The organism is Kineococcus terrestris (genome assembly GCF_041020755.1).
GTDB classification, from domain to species: Bacteria; Actinomycetota; Actinomycetes; order Actinomycetales; family Kineococcaceae; genus Kineococcus; species Kineococcus terrestris.
The window spans coordinates 39,564-56,784 of record NZ_JBEUEI010000001.1 but is presented as its reverse complement, the minus strand read 5'-3'; the positions used below and the strand labels follow the sequence as shown (position 1 = coordinate 56,784).

Below are 17,221 nucleotides of genomic sequence, written 5' to 3'. Positions count from 1 at the left end.
CCGGTCACATCCCCGTGCCGAAACCGGTCGGGCCGCCCTGGCCCCACCGGAACGCCTCCCCGGAACCCCTCACCGAGCTCACGTCCCACGCTCCCGGCCCGTCCCGGTGGCAGCGCGAGCACACGAGGCAGGTCTCGCCGTCCTCGGTGCGCTCCTCGGTCCACCGGTGGCGTCCCAGCCGGCACAGCACGTTCCTCACGCCGTCCACCTCCACGGTCCTGGTGCGGTCCCCGTCCCCGTCGGCGGGGAGGTGTCACAGGCGCAGCCCGGGGAACGTCCCGGACAGGCGCTGGACGTCCTCGGTCTCCTGCGTGTCCCTGCCGCAGCGGACGCACAGCAGGCACACGTGCCGGCCGCGCTCGTCCCACACGTCGCGCCACCGGTGCACCCCCAGCCGGCAGCGGATGTCCTTCCTCATCGCTCGCTCCTCCTCCCGGGACCCCGGCCGTCCGGCGCGGCCCGCGCCCGCCGCCGTGCCGTGGGACACAGGGTGCGCGCGGAGCCGGTCCCGTTCCATGCGTGAAACCACGTACACGCGCGACTAGCCTGCGCAGGGGGTGAGGCAGTGCAGCCGGCCCGTGCAGCGGGCCGGCCGGTCGTGCGGGGTGAGCGATGCAGCAGCGCCGGGTCCGGGCTCTGGACGACCTGCGGGCAGCCCTGCTGGAGGCCGTCGCCGCGGACGCCGCGGACCTGCCCGTGGACGTCGTCGCCGCGTGCCTCCTCGGCTCGGGGATCGCCGAGCAGGTGTCCTTCCAGGTGATGGCCCTGGACGACGCGGTCACCTGCCGGGTGCGGGTCTGGCCAGACCACCACGCCGAGCAGCGGCTGCTGGTGCTGGCACCCGCGGAGTGGGCGAGCGCCCACCCCGTGGCGCGCTGGCAGCTGGGCGGCGGTGCCCCGGCGGTCCTGGGACCGGAGGAGCTGTCCCCGCGGTGGCGCCGCTCGCACCCGTACCAGGTGGTGCGGCAGGCGGTGGGCATCACCGAGCAGCTGTGCTTCCCCGTCGAGGTGCGTCCCGGCCGCGCCGTGACCGGGTTCGGGGTCGGACGCGACGGGCGGGCCTTCTCCGCCGGCGAGCGCGAGCACGTCGAGCGGGTGCGGCGGGCGGTGGCCGCCGCCCAGACGACCCTCGCCCGCACCCGCCGGCTGCGCCGGGAGCTCGAGCGCGCGCTGCGGACCGGCAGCGGTCCACGTCCCGGCGAGCACCCCGGCCCCGCCCGCCAGGACGCCCCGGCCGCCGCCGCGCTGACGGCCCGGGAGCGGCAGGTGGTCGCGGCCGTCCTGAGCGGGGCCGGGCGACGCGCCGCGGCGCGCGAGCTGGGCGTCTCCCCGCGCACCGTCGACAAGCACCTCGAGCACGTCAACGCCAAGCTCGGCACCACCTCGCTGCTCCAGGCGGCCCACCGCCTCGGCGTGGTCCTCGGCCGGGCGGGGGACGACGGTGAGCGGTGGGGGCCCGGCGTCGACGACCGGTGAGCCGCCGCCTCGTCCCTGGCACGCTGGTGGCGTGATCCTCCCGGCGGTCCGCGACCCGCGGCTGGTGACGGTCCGCCGCGGCGGGACGCTGACCGACGAGGACCACCGGCTCCTGGCCCTGTGGGCCGCCGACTGCGCCGAGCACGTCCTGCACCTGTTCGAGGACGAGCACCCCTGCGACACCCGGCCGCGCGAGGCCGTCGGGGCGGCGCGGGCGGCGGCCGCGGACGGTCCCGCTGCCGGGCTGCTGGAACGCGACTGGCAGCGCGACCGGCTCCCGGAACGGGTCCGGGCCCTGGTGCTCGAGGACCAGGCCCGGCGCGACGCGATCTGCTGGTCCGTCTTCGGCGGCTGACGGGACCCGGCGGTGGTCCACCACCGCGAGGCGTCGGGGACTCCCCGCGCCCGGCAGCGCCTGCGGCTCCCGGGGGTCCTCAGGCGGGTGGGGCGCCGGCGCGGCCGGCCGTCGTCTCGCGGACCACGAGCCGGTGCCCGACGACGACGCTGCGCGGGCCGGGGTCCTCGCCGTCCCGCACGTCGATGCGCTCGGCGAGGCAGCGCACGGCTTCCCGCACGAGCGCCCGCTTGTCCGGCGCGACCGTGGTCAGCGACGGGGTGGCGTAGCGGCCGTCCTCGACGTCGTCGAAGCCGACGACGGCCACGTCCTCCGGCACGCGCAGGCCGTGCTCGTGGAGGACGCGCAGGGCTCCCAGCGCCAGCTGGTCGGTGAAGCAGAAGAGCGCGTCCACGGGCGGCCCGCCGGCGAGCAGTCGGCGCGCGGCCGCGGCGCCGTCGGCCCGGTGCAGGGCGTCGACGGGCAGTTCCAGGCGGGGGTCGTGGTCCACGCCGGCCGCGGCGAGGGCGCTGCGGTAGCCGTCCAGGCGCAGCCGCGCGGTGTCCTCGCCGACCCGGGAGCGCGCGCCGACCGCGGCGACGCGGCGCCGGCCCAGCGCGAGCAGGTGCGCCGTCGCTCCGGCGGCGGCGGCGACGTTGTCGACCACCACGTGGTCGGCGACGCCGTCGCCCACCCGCTCGCCGAGGAGGACGAGGGGGGCGGTGTCGCGCCGGTGCGCCAGGTCCTCGCCCCGGAGCGACCACGGGCTGAAGACGACCCCGTCCACGAGCTGCGCGCGCACGCCGTCGAGCAGGTGCCGCTCGCGCTCGCGGTCGCCGGAGGTCTGCTCGATGAGCAGGGTCCACCCCCGCTCCTCGGCGGCGGCGCTGAGCAGGGCGGCGATCTCCCCGAAGTAGGGGGAGTCGACCTCCGGCACGACGAGCGCGACGAGGCCCGAGCGGCCGCGGCGCAGGCTGCGGGCGGCGGCGTTGGGCCGGTAGCGCAGCGCGCGCAGGGCCTCCTCGACGCGCGCGCGGGTCGCGGGGGCCACGGGCACCGCGCCGCTGACGACGTTGGAGACGGTGCGCGGGGAGACGCCGGCGAGCGCCGCGACGTCCTTCATGCTCGGCCCCACCCGACCTCCTCCCCGCTGCCCGGCGGCCCATCGTGCCAGCTCCGGTGCCCGGTGCGAGGTCGGCCGCGTCCCTGTTGCCACGTGGCAATGCCACGTGGCAAGGTGGTCCGCGCCCGGACCACGACGTCGAGGAGGACACCGTGACGCTGACCGTGACGCGCACCACCGACGAGCTGCCCGTCCCCCCCGGGGCGGACGAGGAGACCGCCGAGGTCGTCCGCGGCCTCTACACCGACGGGATCGTCGCCCGCAGGGGGGCGTTCTCCCGCGAGTGGGTGACGCAGGTGCGCGAGGACCTCGAGGCGGCGTTCGAGGAGGCCCGCGGCCGCGAGGGCGGGACGGTCGGCCGCGGCCCGAACCGCTGCTACGTCGAGATCCACCCCGAGCAGCTGCGCGGGTTCGTCGAGCTCGTCGACCACCCGTGGGTCCGCACCGTCTGCGAGGCGGTCCTGGGACCGGACTACCAGGTCGTCGAGCTCGGTTTCGACGTCCCGTTCGCCGGGGCGGTCGACCAGCCGTGGCACCGGGACTTCCCCATGCCGGAGGAGACCCGCGCGGGCGGGCGGCTGACGTCCCTGGCCTTCAACCTCACCGCGGTCGACACCGAGGAGGACATGGGCCCCTTCGAGGTGGCGCCGGGGACCCAGTGGGACTGGTCGGAGGAGTTCGACCACGGGATGTTCCCGCCGAAGTCCCTGTACCCGCGCTACCAGGAGCGCGCGGTGCGCAAGTACCCGCGGATGGGCGACATCTCCGCGCGCTCCGCGCTGACGGTCCACCGCGGGACGCGGAACCTCTCCCAGCGGTCGCGGCCGGTCCTCGTCCTGGGCGTCGACGCCCCCGGCGCCGGCAACGCCGAGCACCACGACATGGCCGTGACCCGTGAGTTCCACGCGCAGCTGCCCCAGCGAGTGCGCGACCACCTCGGGTGCCCGGTCGTCGACGAGCTGACGCCGATCGTGCAGAAGCACACCATCGAGGGCCTGGTGATGGGCGAGGCCTGAGCGCCGCGGCGCTGGGCCCGTCCACCGGACCACGTCACAGCGCGGCGCCGCGTCACTACACTCCCGTGCACAGCGGGGGAGCCGGTCCTCCCGGGGCCGGGACCTCCCGCACCGCCACGGAGGGGGAGCCCCATGACGTCGGCCGCGCGCACGTTCGCCGCGATCTCCTCTCCCGCCCCGCCTCCCGGGAACCCCGTCCGCCTGGGGCGGGCCGTCGTGCTGGGCGGCAGCGTGGCCGGTCTGCTCGCCGCCCGGGTGCTGGCCGAGCACGCCGAGCGCGTGGTCGTGGTCGAGCGCGACCCGCTGGACACCGGTCCGGTGGCGCGGCGCGGCGTCCCGCAGGGCCGGCAGGTGCACGCCCTGCTGCGCGGCGGCGCGCAGCAGCTGGAGCGGTGGTTCCCCGGTTTCGCCGACCGCGCCGTCGCGGCCGGCGCCCAGCGCGTCCTGCCCGCGCAGCAGGCGCTCTACACCGACGGCGTGGGCAAGCCCGGTGTCTCGCAGGTGCTCTGCGCGACCCGGCCCTTCGTGGAGCACCAGGTGCGCGAACTCGTCCGGGACCTGCCGAACGTCGAGTTCCGCACCGGGCGCGCCACCGGGCTGGACGTCTCCGGCGGCGCGGTGCGGGCGGTGCGCGGGGAGTCCGGCGGGGTGGGGTTCCGCGAGCCGGGCGACCTCGTCGTCGACGCCAGCGGGCGCGCCAGCCGCGTCCCCGACCAGCTCGCCGCGGCCGGCTGGGACGTGCCGCCGCTGACGCGGCAGGCCACCGGCATCGACTACGCGACCGCGCTGTTCCGGCGGCCGCCCGGTCAGCACGACGAGCACGGGGTGCGGGTGGCGGCGGCGCTCGTGAGCCCCGGCACCGGCAGCGTCCTGGGCGGTGGCGCGTTCACCCCGGTCGAGGGGGACCGGTGGATCGTCCTGCTGGCCGGTTACGGCACCCGCCCGGGCGGCACCGCCGAGGAGTTCGTCCGGCTCTGCCGCCGCGACCTGCCCGCGCCGTTCGGGCGGGTCGCGGCGAACGAGCTGCTCGGCGACGTCGTCACCCACCACCAGGGTGACAGCCGCCGCCGGGACTGGACCGCGGCCGCGCGCCTGCCCGCGCGGCTGCTGGCCGTGGGGGACGCGGTGTCCTCGTTCAACCCGGTGTACGGGCAGGGGATGTCCTCGGCGGCCCTGCACGCGTCCTGCCTGTCGGCGTTCCTGCGCTCCGGCGCCGACCTCGACGACCCGGCCCGCCGCTTCTTCGCGCTGCAGCGGGTGGTGGTGGACGCGGCGTGGACGGTGTCCACCGGCGGCGACCGCGCCCGCACCGGCGTCCCGCCGCGCGGCCCGGAACGCCTGGCCGCCGGACTGCTCGGCCTCGTCGTCGACGCCACCGTCGTCGACCCCGTGGTGGCGCGCGCCTTCGACGACGTCACGCAGATGGTCGAGCACCCCGCGACGCTGCTGTCGCCGGGCGTCGTGTGGCGCTCCGTGCGGGCGCGGCGCCGACCCCGCCCCCGACCCGTCCCGCCGCTGGAACCCGCGGTCCTGCTCGGGCCCACGGCGCTCCCGGCGCGCGGGGCGGGGTGACCCCTCTCCGGTGAGCGCGGTCGCGGCCGACGGTCCCCGCGCGGGTCAGCGGCCGACGAGCCCGTTGTCGTGGGCCAGGACGACGGCCTGGACGCGGTCGCGGAGCCCGAGCTTGGTGAGGATGCCGGTGACGTGCGACTTCACGGTCGTCTCCGCCAGGTGCAGCTCACGGCCGATCTCCGCGTTCGAGGCGCCCCGCGCGAGCACCAGGAGGACGTCCAGCTCCCGGGGCGTCAGCGCGTCCAGCCCCGGTGCCCGCGGACGCTGCCCGGCGGGCGGGTGGGCGACGTAGCTCTCCGCCAGCCGCTGCACCACGCTGGGTGCGAGCTGCAGCTCGCCCGAGGAGCACGCCCGGACGGCGCGCACGAGCTCCGACGGCGGCGCCGTCTTCAGGAGGAACCCGGACGCGCCCGCCCGCAGCGCCCGGAACACGTACTCGTCCAGGTCGAAGGTCGTCAGCACCAGCACGCGGGTCGCCGGGCCGTCCGCGAGGATCCGGTCGATGGCGCTCAGGCCGTCCCCGCCGGGCATCTGCACGTCCAGCAGGACCACGTCGGGGCGCAGCTCCCGCGCGGCGCGCACCGACGACGGCCCGTCGGCGGCCTGCCCGACGACGCGCACCCCGTCGGCGGCGCCGAGGAGCGCCACGAGACCGGCGCGCAGCACCTCGTGGTCGTCGACCACCAGCACCCGCAGCGCGCCGCCGCTGCCCGCGGGGGCGCTCACGCCCCGACCTCCGCAGGCAGCCGGGCCCGCACGCGGAAACCCCGTCCGCCGGGACCGGGGCCCGTCTCCAGCCGGCCGCCGACGCGCTCGACGCGTTCGGCGAGCCCGACGAGGCCGTAGCCGCGGCGCGCGCCCGCACCCCGCCCCGGCCCGTCGTCCACGACGTCCACCAGGACCTCGCCCGGCCGGGTGGTGACCTCCACGGCGACCGACGAGCCGGGGGCGTGGCGCGCGACGTTCGTCAGGGACTCCTGGACGACCCGGTAGACGACGGTCGTCAGCGCCGCCCCCACCCCGGGCCCCAGCGGCTGCACGGTCAGGGAGACGTCCAGCCCCGCGCCGCGCACGCGCTCGACGAGGGCCGTCACGTCGCCCGGGCCGTGCTCCACGGCGCCCGGTGGTGCCGGGGACCCCAGCGCTCCGCGGTCGATGACCGCCGTGAGCTCGTCCAGCTCCCCGAGGGTCTCCGCCGTCGTGCGCCGCACGACGTCCAGGGAGGCGCGGGCCGCCGCCGGGTCCTGCTCCCGCAGCGCCTCGGCCGCGCCAGAGTGGACCACGACGACCCCCACCGCGCTGGAGACGAGGTCGTGCAGGTCGCGCGCGACGCTGAGGCGCTGCGCGCGCACCGCCTCCTCCGTCGCCCGCGCCAGCTGGTCCGCGCGCTCGCCGGCGCGCCGGCGCGCCCGCTGACCGCTGCGCGTCGCGCCGCGGACCGCGAGGCCGCCGGCGGCGCTGCCCACGAGGGCGACGACGACGACCGGTGCGTTCGACGGGTCGTCCGCGGCGAGGGAGGCGCCCGTCCCGGCCAGCAGGAGGACCACTCCCGCCAGGCCCTCGGGGAGGCGCTCCTGCCGCGCCGCGCAGGCCCAGGCCAGGACCCCCACGACCGCCAGGACCCACAGGCCGGGGGAGACGGGCGAGCCGGTGAGGTGCCCGGCGGTGAACACCCCTCCGCACGCGGCCGCCCCCAGCGACGGCCGCGCCCGCCGCGCCAGGACCGTCCCCGCCGCCAGCGCGGTCAGCACGGCCCCCGCCGCGCCTCCGGCGACCTGCACGCCGTAGAGGGTCCGCTCGGCCAGCGCCAGCGCCACCAGCGCCGCGGCCAGCGGCACGTCCCCGCGCGGGAGCGCCGTCGCGGGCGCCGGGCCCGCCACCGCGGCGGGGTCCGCCTGCTCGGACTCCCGCAGGAGCCCGAGCAGGCGCCGCAGCTCCAGCGCCGCCCGCTCGCCCTCGGCCTGGACCTCCCGCAGCGCCGGGCGGGGGTCGCGGTCCCAGTCCCGCTGCGCCACCTCGGCCGAGGCGGTCATCCGCAGGACGGCCGAGCGGACCACGGCCTCGATGTCCGCCGCGAGCCGCCCGCGCTCCACGACGACCGCCCGCCGGGCCACCTCCTCCGCGGAGGTCCCCGCCAGCCGGCGCGCCCGCCCGCGCTCGTCCAGCGCCCGCGCCCCCGCCCGCAGCGCCAGTCGCAGCAGCGTGAGGAGGCCGGCGAGCAGGCAGGCCCCGAAGACCACGTCCCACGGGGCGGAGGCCGCCGGGTCGAGCGCGACCCCCGCGGCGGCCCCCGCCACCGAGACGCCCACGACCAGGGCGTGCCCGCCCCGAGACCCCATCCGGCGACGGTAGCCAGCCCCGGTCGCCCCGCGCCTCCTCCTCGAGGAGGAGGCCGGTCCCGACGTCGCGCAGCACGACCGTGTCCGCCGCGGACGAGGCGGCCGGGGCGCGCGCCCGCCTAGCGTCCGCGGGACAGACGGCCGGCTCCGGGCCGCCGTCCAGGACCGGGAGAAGATCGTGGACGCACTCGGACGGGCTGCCCTCACCGCAGCGGTCTGCGCCTCCGCCGTCGCCGTCGGGGACGCCGTCGTGCTCGGCCTGACCGGCGACAACCTCGTCGACGACGACTCGGTGCGCTGGTGGTCGGGCGTCGTGGACGTCGTCCACGCGGCGGCCTACGCGCTGCTCGCGGCCGGTCTCGTCCGCGCGGGCGCCGCCGCCGACGCCGGCTCGCGCGCCCGCCGGGTGCTGCGGCGGGTGGTCACCGCGGCGCTGGTGGTGCTCGCCGTCTGCTTCGCGGTCGGCGCCGTCGCCGGCGGTGCTCCGGCGCTGCTGGAGGTCCCCGGCGGGACGGCGTTCCTGCTGCTGTTCCTGGCCGGCGCGGTGCTGGGGGTGACGCTGCTGCGCGTGCCCGGGGCCGGGACGGCGGGCGCGCTGATGGCCGCGCCGGTGCTCCTGCTGGGACTGGCCGTCGCGGCCGGCGCGCTGGCCCCCCGGTGGGCGCACCCCGGGTACGCCGAAGCCGCCCTGTACGTCGGCCTCGCGCTGCTCGGCGCCCGCCGCGCGGACGCGGTCGTCGCGGGCCGCGGCGCCGCGACCCTCAGGAACCCGGCAGCAGCACCGTGACCCCGGCGGCGGCGGCCGTGCCCACCTCCGCGAGCGCCCGGGGCCCGTCGGCCAGCGGCAGTTCCCGCGTCACCAGCTCCGCCAGCGGGAACGCGCCGCCGTCGACGAGCTCCAGCAGCCGCGGGTAGTCGTGGGCGGCCATCCCGTGGCTGCCCAGCACCCGCAGCTCGAACGCGACGACGCGGTCCATGGGCACCAGCGGGCGCCCGGACGCCGCGGGCAGCAACCCGACCTGCACGTGCCGCCCGCGCCGGCGCAGGGACCGCACCGACGCCTCGCACGTGGCCGCCAGGCCCACCGCGTCCAGGGAGGCGTGCGCGCCGCCGCCGGTCAGCTCGGTGACGGCCTCCACGACGTCGACGGCGGCCGGGTCCACGACGTGCGCGGCGCCGAAGCGGCCGGCCAGCTCCCGCGCCGCGGGCGAGGGGTCGCTGGCGACCACGCGCGCCCCGCACGCGGCGGCCACCGCGACGGCGGACAGGCCCACCCCGCCGCAGCCGTGCACGGCGACGGTCTCCCCGGCGCGCACCTGCGCGACGTCCACGACGGCGCGGAACGCCGTCGCCACCCGGCAGCCCAGCGCCGCGGCGGACGCGGCGGGGCGCTCTCCGAGGGTGACGAGGTTCGTGTCGGCGTGGTCCAGGGCGACGAGCTCCGCGAACGAGCCCCACCCGGTGAAACCCGGCTGGGTCTGCTCGCGGCACACCTGCTGCTGCCCGGCCGCGCACTCCGGGCACGTCCCGCACGCGGTGACGAACGGCGTCGTCACCCGGTCCCCGGCGCGCCAGCGGCGCACGTCGCGCCCGGCGGCGACGACCCGACCGGCCAGCTCGTGCCCGGGCACGTGCGGCAGGACGACGTCCTCGTCGTGGCCCTGCCAGGCGTGCCAGTCGCTGCGGCACACCCCGGTCGCCTCGACGGCGACGACCACGCCGTGCGGGGCGGGGGAGGGGTCGGGCACCTCGGCCACGCGGGCCGGGGCGCCGAAACCCTCGACGAGGACCGCGCGCACGTCAGCCGCGGGGTGCGTCGAGGACGTCCACCAGCGCGGCCGCGTCGCCCGTGTACGCGCCGGGGGTCAGGTCCGCCAGGCGCGCGGCCTCGTCGGCGGGCAGGCCGAGACCGGCGACGAACTCGCGCAGCTTGGCCTGGTCGACCCTGCGCCCGCGGGTGAGCTCCTTGAGCCGCTCGTACGGCTCGGGCAGCCCGTGCACGCGCATCACCGACTGCACGGCCTCGCCGAGCACCTCCCACGTGGCGTCCAGGTCGGCGGCCAGCGCCTGCGGCACCGCGTCCAGCCCGGCCAGTCCCTTGCGGGCGTTCTCCACCGCCAGCAGCGAGTGCCCGAACGCGACACCGATGTTGCGCTGCATCGAGGAGTCCGTCAGGTCGCGCTGCAGGCGCGAGGTCGTCAGCGTCTCCTCCAGCACCCGGAACAGCCCGCCGGAGACCTCCAGGTTCGCCTCGGCGTTCTCGAACCGGATGGGGTTCACCTTGTGCGGCATCGTCGAGGACCCCACGGTGCCCTGCCCGCGCACCTGCGCGAAGTACCCGTAGGAGATGTACGTCCAGACGTCGGTGCACAGGTTGTGCAGCACGCGGCCGTAGCGGGCGACGTCGGCGTACAGCTCCGCCTGCCAGTCGTGCGACTCGATCTGCGTCGTCAGCGGGTTCCACGTCAGGCCCAGGGAGGTGACGAACTCGCGCGAGACGGCCGGCCAGTCGGTGCCGGGAACGGCGGCGCGGTGCGCGGCGTAGGTGCCGGTGGCGCCGTTGAACTTGCCCAGGTACTCCGCGCGCGCCACGCGGTCCAGCTGGCGGCGCAGGCGGTGCGCCAGGACCGCGAGCTCCTTGCCGAGGGTGGTGGGGGTGGCCGGCTGCCCGTGGGTGCGGGCCAGCATCGGCAGGTCGCGCAGCTCGTGCGCCATCCGCGCCACGTCGTCGGCCAGCGCGCTCGCCGCGGGCAGCCACACCAGGCGCACGGCGTCGCGCACCATCAGCGCGTAGGAGAGGTTGTTGACGTCCTCGCTGGTGCAGAACAGGTGCGTGAGCTCGGCGACGTCGGCCAGCGACGTGCCCTCCAGCCGCCGCTTGACCCAGTACTCCACGGCCTTGACGTCGTGCACGGTGACGCGCTCGATCTCGGCGAGCTCGGCCACGGCCGCGGCGTCGAACGCCAGCGGCAGGGAGCGCAGGAACGCCACCTCGTCGCCCGTCAGGCGCCGCACGCCGGGCACGACGTCGTGGGTGCCCAGGTGCACCAGCCACTCGACCTCGACGTGCACGCGGCGGCGGTTCAGCGCCGCCTCGGACAGGTGCTCGGCCAGCGGGGCGACGGAGCGCCGGTAGCGGCCGTCGAGGGGGCCGAGGGCGGGTCCGCCGAGGTCGGCGGGCCGCGGGTCGGTCGGGACGTCGGCGGTGGTGGGCTCCGTCACGCGCGTCATGGTCCCACGCGGGCCGGGGCGCCCCCGCCGCCCGGGCGGCCCGTCGGGGGCCGTCCGGGCCGCGCTCGGGCCCCGCTCAGGCCTTGTCGACCGAGGACTCCTTGTGGGCGGCCTCCTTGCCGGACTTGTCGCTCTCCACGACGACCTGCGGGTCGTCGTCGGAGGCCCGGCGCTGCTTGCCGTCCAGCTCGAAGTCGTCGGTCTTCCGGTCCACGACCTCCCCCTCGGTCTTGCCCTGGGAGGTGTTCCACTCGACGTGGTCGCCCTTCTTCACCATGGACCCACCCTGGCGCCGCCCACCCCGGTGCGCACCCCGGCGCGGGCGGGCTTCACTGCAGCGGTACCCGCCGCAGGACGGCCTCCCCGGCGCGGGCGGCGTCCAGCGGCACGGACGAGCGCAGCGTCGCCGGCCCGCGCGACAGGCGCCCGCTCGTGAGCGGCGTGCAGCGCAGCCCGCCGCGCCCGCGCAGCGCCCGGTGCGCGCCGGGGGCGACCACCCGGTCCATCCACGCGCACGGGTTCGCCGGGCGTCCGCCGTGGAAGAGCACCGACCCGGCCGCCGTCTCGAGCAGGAAGTCCGTGCCGCGCAGCGGGTCCAGCTCCAGCCCGCGCACCACGAGGTTGCGCCGCGCCAGCAGCGGGTCGGGCACGGCGCCCAGCCGCAGGTCCGCGGCGACCGCCTCCCACGCCTCCACCGCCAGGAACGTGACGGCGGCGTCCATGTGCGCGGCCTTGCCGAAGAACCGGTCCCCGACGATCCCCTTGCCCGCCACCACCTCCACCTCGTCGGCGTCGGTGGTCGGCACGTCGGCGGCCCCGTCGCGGGGACGGCCGAAGTAGGCGTGCTCGGGCGAGACGAGCAGGTGCAGCAGCTCCACCCGCGCCGCGTGCGGCAGCTTGGCCGCGGCCGGGTGCCCGGCGGCGTTCACAGCGCCGCGCAGGCGCTCGCCGCGCGCACGGCCTGCGCCGCGTACCCGCCGCCGAACAGGACGGTGTGCACCAGCAGCGGGTGCAGCTGGTGCAGCGGCACCCGCTCGCGCCAGCCGTCCGGGGTGCCGGCGGCCTCCGCGTGCGCGGCCAGGACGCGGTCCAGGTGCGGGGCGCCGAACAGCGCCAGCATCGCCAGGTCCGTCTCCGGGTGCCCGCCGTGCGCGGCCGGGTCGATGAGCACCGCGCCGCCCGCCGACCACAGCACGTTGCCCGACCACAGGTCCCCGTGCAGCCGCGCCGGGCGCTCGCCGCCGGCGACCAGGGCCCCGTCGCCGTCCTCCAGCCGGGCGCAGACCCGCTCCACGACCGCGACGTCGTCGGCGTCCAGGGCGCCCGCGTCGCGCGCGGCGCGCAGGTACGGCTGCAGCCGGTGCCGGGCGTAGAAGGCGCCCCAGGGCAGGTCCTCGCCCTCGCGCGTCATCGGCAGCCGCAGCGCCGCGATCCACGCGTCGCCCTCCACCCCGGGCGGGGGCGCGCCGAAGCGGGGCGCGCCGGCGGCGTGCGTGCGGGCCAGGTCCCGCCCGAAGCGCTCGGCGGCGGCCGGGGTGGCCCGGGTCTCGACGACCCGGTCGAGGACGAGCTCGTCCTCGTCCACCGCGTGCACCCGCACCACGGCCGCGCCGCCCGCGGCGGCCAGCCAGCGCAGCCCGGCGGCCTCGGCGGCCAGCGCGCCCGGGGCGCGGTGCGCGGCGGGCAGCCGCTTGACGTGCAGGTCCGGGCTCGCGCTCACGGCGCCCATGCTGCCCGGCGCCGCCCGCTGCCGCCCGGTCGCGCCGCGGGACCCACAGGCCGGCCCGGTCCCGCCCGTCCACAGGCCGCGACCGCGGGCGGAGTCCCGCACCGGCCCGCTGCCTAGCGTCCCGCGGGTGTCGGGACCGGGTCGGGGTGCGGGAGGTGCGGGCGGATGCCGGTGGGTGTGACGGGCGTGGAGGTCGCGGCGGGTGCCGGGGCGGGGCTGCGGGGCGAGCTGGCCGAGCAGGTGCGGGAGCTGGCCGTGCGCGCCGACGGCGGCGCCCACCGCGCCGACGTCGTGGCGCAGCGGCTGCGGGCGCTCGCGGCGGACGGCGGCACCGGGTGGCAGGGACGGGCCGCGGCCGCCTTCGCCGGGCGGGCCGCGGAGCGCGAGGGTGCGGCGCGCGCCCTCGCGCGGGCGTGGGAGGACGTCGCGGCGGCCGCGCGCGCCCACGCCGCCGCGGTGGAGACCGGCGCGTGAGCGCGGGCGGCGCAGGGGCGCTGCACGTCAGCACCGGTGGCCCGGCGGTCGTGGACCTCGCGCTGCTGGAGGGGACGGCGGCCGCGCTGGGCGCGGCGGCCGAGGAGCTGGTGCTGCTGGGCGCCGACGCGGTCCGCTGGGCGGCCTCCCCGCAGCTGCTCGTCAGCGCCCCCGCGGCACCGGCCTCGGCGTGGACGCTGGCCGCGGCGGTGCACGACCTGCTGCTCGGCCCGCGCAACGCCGCCGCCGTCGCGGCGGAGACGATCGCGCTGGCCGGCCGGCTGCGCTTCGCGGCGCTGCGCTACCGCGTCGGGGACGAGGCCGCAGAGGCGGTCGTGGCGGCCGCCCGGCGCGCCACCGCCGGGCTGGTCGTCGAGGCGGCGCCGGGCCTGGCGGCCGGGGCCGCCGCCGTCGTGGCCGCCGACGCCCTGCGCCGGGTCGACGTCGTCACCGGCGCGGTCGCGGTCGAGGCGGTGCGCCAGGCGCGGACGGGCGACCTGGACACCGCCCGCCTGGAGCGGGTCGCGGCCGACACCGCCCGCGAGCAGCTGGCCGACGCCGAGCACGACGCGCGCGCCCTGGCCGTCGACGTGTTCGCCGCCCACCCGGGGCTCACCCGCGAGGTCGTCGCGCTGACCCCGCACCTCCTCGCCGCCGCCGGGCAGCGCCAGCCGCTGCTCGGCGCGGCCGCGCAGGTGCTCGCGCCCGGCGCGGACGACGACGTCGCGGGCGTGGCCGGAGCCGTCGTCGCGGCCGGCGGGCTGGCCGGCGCCCTCGGCGGCGGGCGCCGCACCGACGCCGTCACCGTCCGCCCCGTGGCCGGTCGCGCCGCGCCCGTGCGGCCCGCGGCCGGGCTGGCGGAGCTGCTCGACGGGGTGGCGCAGCAGTCGACGGGCTGGCCGCCGGGCCGGGAGAGCCTGGGCGGGCGGGTGCCGGGGGCGACGACCCCGCCACCGGGGTCCCTGCGCGTCGAGCGCGTCACCGGCGCCGACGGGCGGGTCGCCTGGGTCGTGGCCGTGCCGGGCACCCAGGAGTGGAGCCCGGTGCCCGGCGCCAACCCGATGGACCTGACGACGAACGTGCGCGCGGTGGCCGGGCAGGAGACCGCCACCGCGGGCGCCGTCGTGCAGGCGCTGCGGGCCGCCGGCGCCGCACCGGGGGAACCGGTGCTGCTGGCCGGGCACAGCCAGGGCGGGCTGACGGTGTCCGCCGTCGCCGCCGACCCGGCCGTCCGCGAGGAGTTCACGGTCACCCACGTCGTCACCGCCGGCGCGCCCACCGACACCACCGCCGTCCCGGCGGACGTGCGCGTCCTGTCGCTGGAGCACGTGGACGACGTCGTGCCCTCCCTCGACGGGGCCGACGCGCCGTCCTCGGACAGCCGCACCGTCGTGCGCCGCGACACCGGCGCGTCCGGCGGCCTGGACCCGCTGGCGGCGCACGCCTCCTCGGCCTACGTGGCCACCGCGGCGCTCGCCGACCGCAGCGACGACCCCGCCCTGGTCGTGTTCCGGGCGTCGGCCGCCCCCTTCCTCGACCGCCCCGGCGCCCGCGTGGAGGTCTTCGACTACACCGCCGAGCGGCTGCCGCGAGCGGCCGCACCGTGAGCGGCCGCCGCCCGCAGCACCGGTCCCCAGCGCTCGGCGTAGGCCTCCAGCGCGGGCGAGCCCGCGCCCTCGGTGTCGAGCAGGTACAGCCCCGGCGCCGGCAGCGCGGCGCCCAGCTCGGCCAGGACCGGCTTGAGCAGCAGGTCCGCGGCCAGCGCGTGCGCGGGACCCGCCCCGAGCATCAGCGGCACCGCGGTCACGTCGCGCAGCCCCTCCCCGCCGGCGAAGCGGTCCAGGAACAGCTTCAGCAGCCCCGTGTAGGTGGCCTTGTAGGTGGGGCTGGCCACCACCAGCAGGTCGAGGGCACCGACCTCCTCGACGGCGCGGCCCACGGCCTCGTCGCCCCAGCTCAGCAGCCCCGGGCCGAGGGTGGTCACGTCCACGACGAGGTCGGGCGCGCGCCCGGACAGCAGCTCCACCGCCCGCACGGCCGCCGCCAGCGTCCGCGAGGCGGGCTTCGGGTTGCCGACCACCACGCCCGTGCGCGGCGCGGGCGCCTCCCGCCCGCCGGCCGCGCTCACGCGCCCACCCGCGGCTGCAGCGCCCGGAACCCGCTGCCGTGCCACACCAGCGGCTCCAGGTCGGCGTCCGTGGCCATCTTGTGCACCTGCAGCAGGACGACGTCGTGGTCGCCGGCGGGGAACTGCGAGTGGACGCTGCACTCCAGCCACACCGGCGCCCCGTCGACGAACAGCGACCCCTCCGGGGTGGTCGTCGTCGGGATCCCCGCGAACCGGTCGCCCGCTTTGGAGGCCATCTGCCGCGCGGCGGTGTCGTGGGCCTCCCCGAGCACCGAGATCCCGATGCGCGGCACCGTCGCCAGCTTCGGCCAGCTCGTCGAGGTGTGCTGCACGGCCACGAGGACCAGCGGCGGCTTGGCCGAGATGCCCACCTGGAAGGAGGAGGCGACGAGCACGACGGGGTTGCCGTCCACGACGGCCGACAGCGCCGCCACGCCGGAGGGGAAGAGCGCGAAGGTGGCGAAGAGCGCCTTGGGGTCGTCGGAGTAGTCGATGAGCTCAGGCATCAGGTCCGTCCACGTTCGCTGGGGCAGGGTCGGCCGGCGCCGGGGGGCGCGGCCGACGGCACGCACCACCGGCACCCGCCCCGTCGGCCCGTGCTGGGCCCATCGTGCACCCCCGCGCCGCTCCCGGCACCGGAGCGGGCGGGGCGCTGGCGGGACGCGGGCGAGCCCCCGGCCGGCGGCCGCCGCGGCCTAGCCTGGGGCCATGCCCAGCACCCCGTCCGCCCCGCGGCTGCGCCCGCACCTGGAGAAGGTCCCCGCCTACGTCGCCGGCAAGCCGGCGCTCGCGCGGGAGGGGCTGCGGGTGTGGAAGCTGTCGTCCAACGAGAACCCCTACCCGCCGCTGCCGAGCGTGGTCAGCGCCGTCGCCGAGGCCGCGGCCGGCCTCAACCGCTACCCGGACCCGGCGGCCGCGGAGATGCTCGCGGCCGTCGCGCGGCGCTGGGACGTGCCGGCCGAGCAGCTGGTCGCCGCCACCGGCAGCGTGCGGCTGCTGGCGCAGCTGGCCGAGACGACGTGCGGGCCCGGCGACGAGGTCGTCTACGCGTGGCGCTCCTTCGAGGCGTACCCCGTCACCGCGGCGCTGGCCGAGGCGACCGCCGTGCAGGTGCCGCTGACCGCGGACGCCCGGCACGACCTGCCCGCGATGCTCGCCGCGATCACCCCCCGCACGCGCCTGGTGGTGCTGTGCTCGCCCAACAACCCCACCGGCCCGGCGCTGCGCAGCGGCGAGCTGACGGACTTCCTGGACCGCGCGCCCGGCGACGTGCTCGTCGTCCTCGACGAGGCGTACCGCGAGTTCGTCGACGACCCCGACGTGCCGGACGGTGTCCAGCTGTCGCGCCGGTACCCCAACCTCGTCGTGCTGCGCACCTTCTCCAAGGCGTACGGGCTGGCCGGGCTGCGCGTGGGCGTGGCCCTGGCCGAGGCGCGCGTGGCCTCCGCGCTGCGCCGCTCCTCCACGCCCTTCGGCGTCTCGGGCGTCGCCCAGGCCGCGGTCGTGGCGTCCCTGCGCCCGGCCGCGGAGGCCGAGCTGATGGAGCGCGTCGCGGCGCTGGCCGCCGAGCGCCGCCGCGTCCTCGGCGGGCTGCGCGCGCAGGGCTGGGACGTGCCCGACGCGCAGGGCAACTTCGTGTGGCTGCCCGTGGGGGAGCGGGCGCTGGAGCTGGCCGACGCCTTCGCGGTGGAGGGCCTCGTGGTGCGCCCGTTCGCGGGCGACGGGATCCGCGTCACCGTCGCCGAGACCGCCGCCAACGACCGCCTGCTGGAGGTCGCCGCCGGCCTGCGCTGAGGCGG

At 78.5% G+C, this 17,221-nt stretch carries 20 protein-coding genes; 8 read left to right on the top strand and 12 right to left on the bottom strand.

The window, feature by feature from the left end; all coding sequences use genetic code 11:
• Positions 1-4: 4 nt before the first annotated feature.
• Positions 5-199, bottom strand: coding sequence for a hypothetical protein (locus tag AB8M62_RS00270; protein WP_369055172.1), 195 nt, complete (start codon positions 197-199; stop codon positions 5-7).
• A 54-nt stretch (positions 200-253) separates the two neighbouring features.
• On the bottom strand, positions 254-418 hold the full coding sequence (locus tag AB8M62_RS00265) for a hypothetical protein (protein WP_369055174.1): 165 nt from the start codon (positions 416-418) through the stop codon (positions 254-256).
• A gap of 194 nt (positions 419-612) precedes the next feature.
• Between AB8M62_RS00265 and AB8M62_RS00260 the strand changes: the two genes are divergently transcribed.
• Both AB8M62_RS00260 and AB8M62_RS00255 read left to right on the top strand, forming a co-directional pair.
• Positions 613-1,476 (top strand): response regulator transcription factor, encoded by an 864-nt coding sequence (locus tag AB8M62_RS00260; RefSeq protein WP_369068257.1) that lies wholly within the window; start codon positions 613-615, stop codon positions 1,474-1,476.
• A 31-nt stretch (positions 1,477-1,507) separates the two neighbouring features.
• Positions 1,508-1,831 carry a putative immunity protein gene (locus tag AB8M62_RS00255; RefSeq protein ID WP_369055177.1) on the top strand — a complete coding sequence of 108 codons (324 nt, stop codon included), beginning with the start codon at positions 1,508-1,510 and terminating at the stop codon, positions 1,829-1,831.
• Positions 1,832-1,910: 79 nt separating this feature from the next.
• Here the strand turns inward: AB8M62_RS00255 and AB8M62_RS00250 are convergent, their stop codons facing one another.
• Positions 1,911-2,945, bottom strand: coding sequence for a LacI family DNA-binding transcriptional regulator (locus AB8M62_RS00250; RefSeq protein WP_369068256.1), 1,035 nt, complete (start codon positions 2,943-2,945; stop codon positions 1,911-1,913).
• Between the two features lie 173 nt (positions 2,946-3,118).
• On the opposite strand from AB8M62_RS00250, the gene AB8M62_RS00245 reads away from it, so the two are divergent.
• On the top strand, positions 3,119-3,949 hold the full coding sequence (locus AB8M62_RS00245; RefSeq protein WP_369068402.1) for a phytanoyl-CoA dioxygenase family protein: 831 nt from the start codon (positions 3,119-3,121) through the stop codon (positions 3,947-3,949).
• A gap of 132 nt (positions 3,950-4,081) precedes the next feature.
• Positions 4,082-5,521 carry an FAD-dependent oxidoreductase gene (locus AB8M62_RS00240; protein WP_369068255.1) on the top strand — a complete coding sequence of 480 codons (1,440 nt, stop codon included), beginning with the start codon at positions 4,082-4,084 and terminating at the stop codon, positions 5,519-5,521.
• 45 nt (positions 5,522-5,566) lie between these two features.
• On the opposite strand, the gene AB8M62_RS00235 is transcribed toward AB8M62_RS00240, so the two are convergent.
• Together AB8M62_RS00235 and AB8M62_RS00230 are read right to left on the bottom strand one after the other, a co-directional pair.
• Entirely contained in the window at positions 5,567-6,247 is a 681-nt protein-coding gene (locus AB8M62_RS00235; protein WP_369055181.1) for a response regulator, read from the bottom strand.
• Positions 6,244-7,860 (bottom strand): sensor histidine kinase, encoded by a 1,617-nt coding sequence (locus AB8M62_RS00230; RefSeq protein ID WP_369068254.1) that lies wholly within the window; start codon positions 7,858-7,860, stop codon positions 6,244-6,246. The genes AB8M62_RS00235 and AB8M62_RS00230 overlap by 4 nt, the downstream gene beginning before the upstream one ends.
• A gap of 178 nt (positions 7,861-8,038) precedes the next feature.
• On the opposite strand from AB8M62_RS00230, the gene AB8M62_RS00225 reads away from it, so the two are divergent.
• A complete protein-coding gene (locus tag AB8M62_RS00225; protein ID WP_369068253.1) occupies positions 8,039-8,647 on the top strand; it encodes a hypothetical protein in 609 nt (202 codons plus the stop codon).
• On the opposite strand, the gene AB8M62_RS00220 is transcribed toward AB8M62_RS00225, so the two are convergent.
• The 5 genes from AB8M62_RS00220 to AB8M62_RS00200 all read right to left on the bottom strand — a co-directional run bounded on the left by AB8M62_RS00220 (position 8,622) and on the right by AB8M62_RS00200 (position 12,820).
• Positions 8,622-9,659 (bottom strand): zinc-binding dehydrogenase, encoded by a 1,038-nt coding sequence (locus AB8M62_RS00220; protein ID WP_369055185.1) that lies wholly within the window; start codon positions 9,657-9,659, stop codon positions 8,622-8,624. The genes AB8M62_RS00225 and AB8M62_RS00220 overlap by 26 nt on opposite strands.
• A 1-nt stretch (position 9,660) precedes the next feature.
• Positions 9,661-11,091 carry an adenylosuccinate lyase gene (purB, locus tag AB8M62_RS00215; RefSeq protein WP_373694815.1) on the bottom strand — a complete coding sequence of 477 codons (1,431 nt, stop codon included), beginning with the start codon at positions 11,089-11,091 and terminating at the stop codon, positions 9,661-9,663.
• Between the two features lie 76 nt (positions 11,092-11,167).
• A complete protein-coding gene (locus tag AB8M62_RS00210; RefSeq protein ID WP_369055188.1) occupies positions 11,168-11,368 on the bottom strand; it encodes a hypervirulence associated TUDOR domain-containing protein in 201 nt (66 codons plus the stop codon).
• A gap of 52 nt (positions 11,369-11,420) precedes the next feature.
• Positions 11,421-12,020 carry a molybdenum cofactor biosysynthesis protein gene (locus AB8M62_RS00205; RefSeq protein ID WP_369068252.1) on the bottom strand — a complete coding sequence of 200 codons (600 nt, stop codon included), beginning with the start codon at positions 12,018-12,020 and terminating at the stop codon, positions 11,421-11,423.
• Positions 12,017-12,820, bottom strand: a complete 804-nt coding sequence (locus AB8M62_RS00200) for a fructosamine kinase family protein (protein WP_369055190.1) — start codon at positions 12,818-12,820, stop codon at positions 12,017-12,019. The genes AB8M62_RS00205 and AB8M62_RS00200 overlap by 4 nt, the downstream gene beginning before the upstream one ends.
• Before the next feature lie 165 nt (positions 12,821-12,985).
• On the opposite strand from AB8M62_RS00200, the gene AB8M62_RS00195 reads away from it, so the two are divergent.
• The gene (locus AB8M62_RS00195; RefSeq protein ID WP_369055191.1) at positions 12,986-13,294 is read left to right on the top strand and encodes a hypothetical protein; all 309 of its coding nucleotides are present in this window, start codon (positions 12,986-12,988) and stop codon (positions 13,292-13,294) included.
• Entirely contained in the window at positions 13,291-14,901 is a 1,611-nt protein-coding gene (locus tag AB8M62_RS00190; RefSeq protein ID WP_369055192.1) for a hypothetical protein, read from the top strand. Before AB8M62_RS00195 ends, AB8M62_RS00190 begins: the two co-directional genes overlap by 4 nt.
• Here the strand turns inward: AB8M62_RS00190 and AB8M62_RS00185 are convergent.
• Together AB8M62_RS00185 and AB8M62_RS00180 are read right to left on the bottom strand one after the other, a co-directional pair.
• Complete coding sequence (locus AB8M62_RS00185) at positions 14,862-15,422, bottom strand: NADPH-dependent FMN reductase (protein WP_369055193.1); 561 nt, start codon at positions 15,420-15,422, stop codon at positions 14,862-14,864. The two genes, AB8M62_RS00190 and AB8M62_RS00185, sit on opposite strands and share 40 nt — an antisense overlap.
• The gene (locus AB8M62_RS00180; RefSeq protein ID WP_369055194.1) at positions 15,419-15,928 is read right to left on the bottom strand and encodes a flavin reductase family protein; all 510 of its coding nucleotides are present in this window, start codon (positions 15,926-15,928) and stop codon (positions 15,419-15,421) included. The genes AB8M62_RS00185 and AB8M62_RS00180 overlap by 4 nt, the downstream gene beginning before the upstream one ends.
• 202 nt (positions 15,929-16,130) lie before the next feature.
• On the opposite strand from AB8M62_RS00180, the gene hisC reads away from it, so the two are divergent.
• Positions 16,131-17,216, top strand: a complete 1,086-nt coding sequence (gene hisC / locus AB8M62_RS00175; RefSeq protein ID WP_369055195.1) for a histidinol-phosphate transaminase — start codon at positions 16,131-16,133, stop codon at positions 17,214-17,216.
• Positions 17,217-17,221 lie beyond the last annotated feature (5 nt).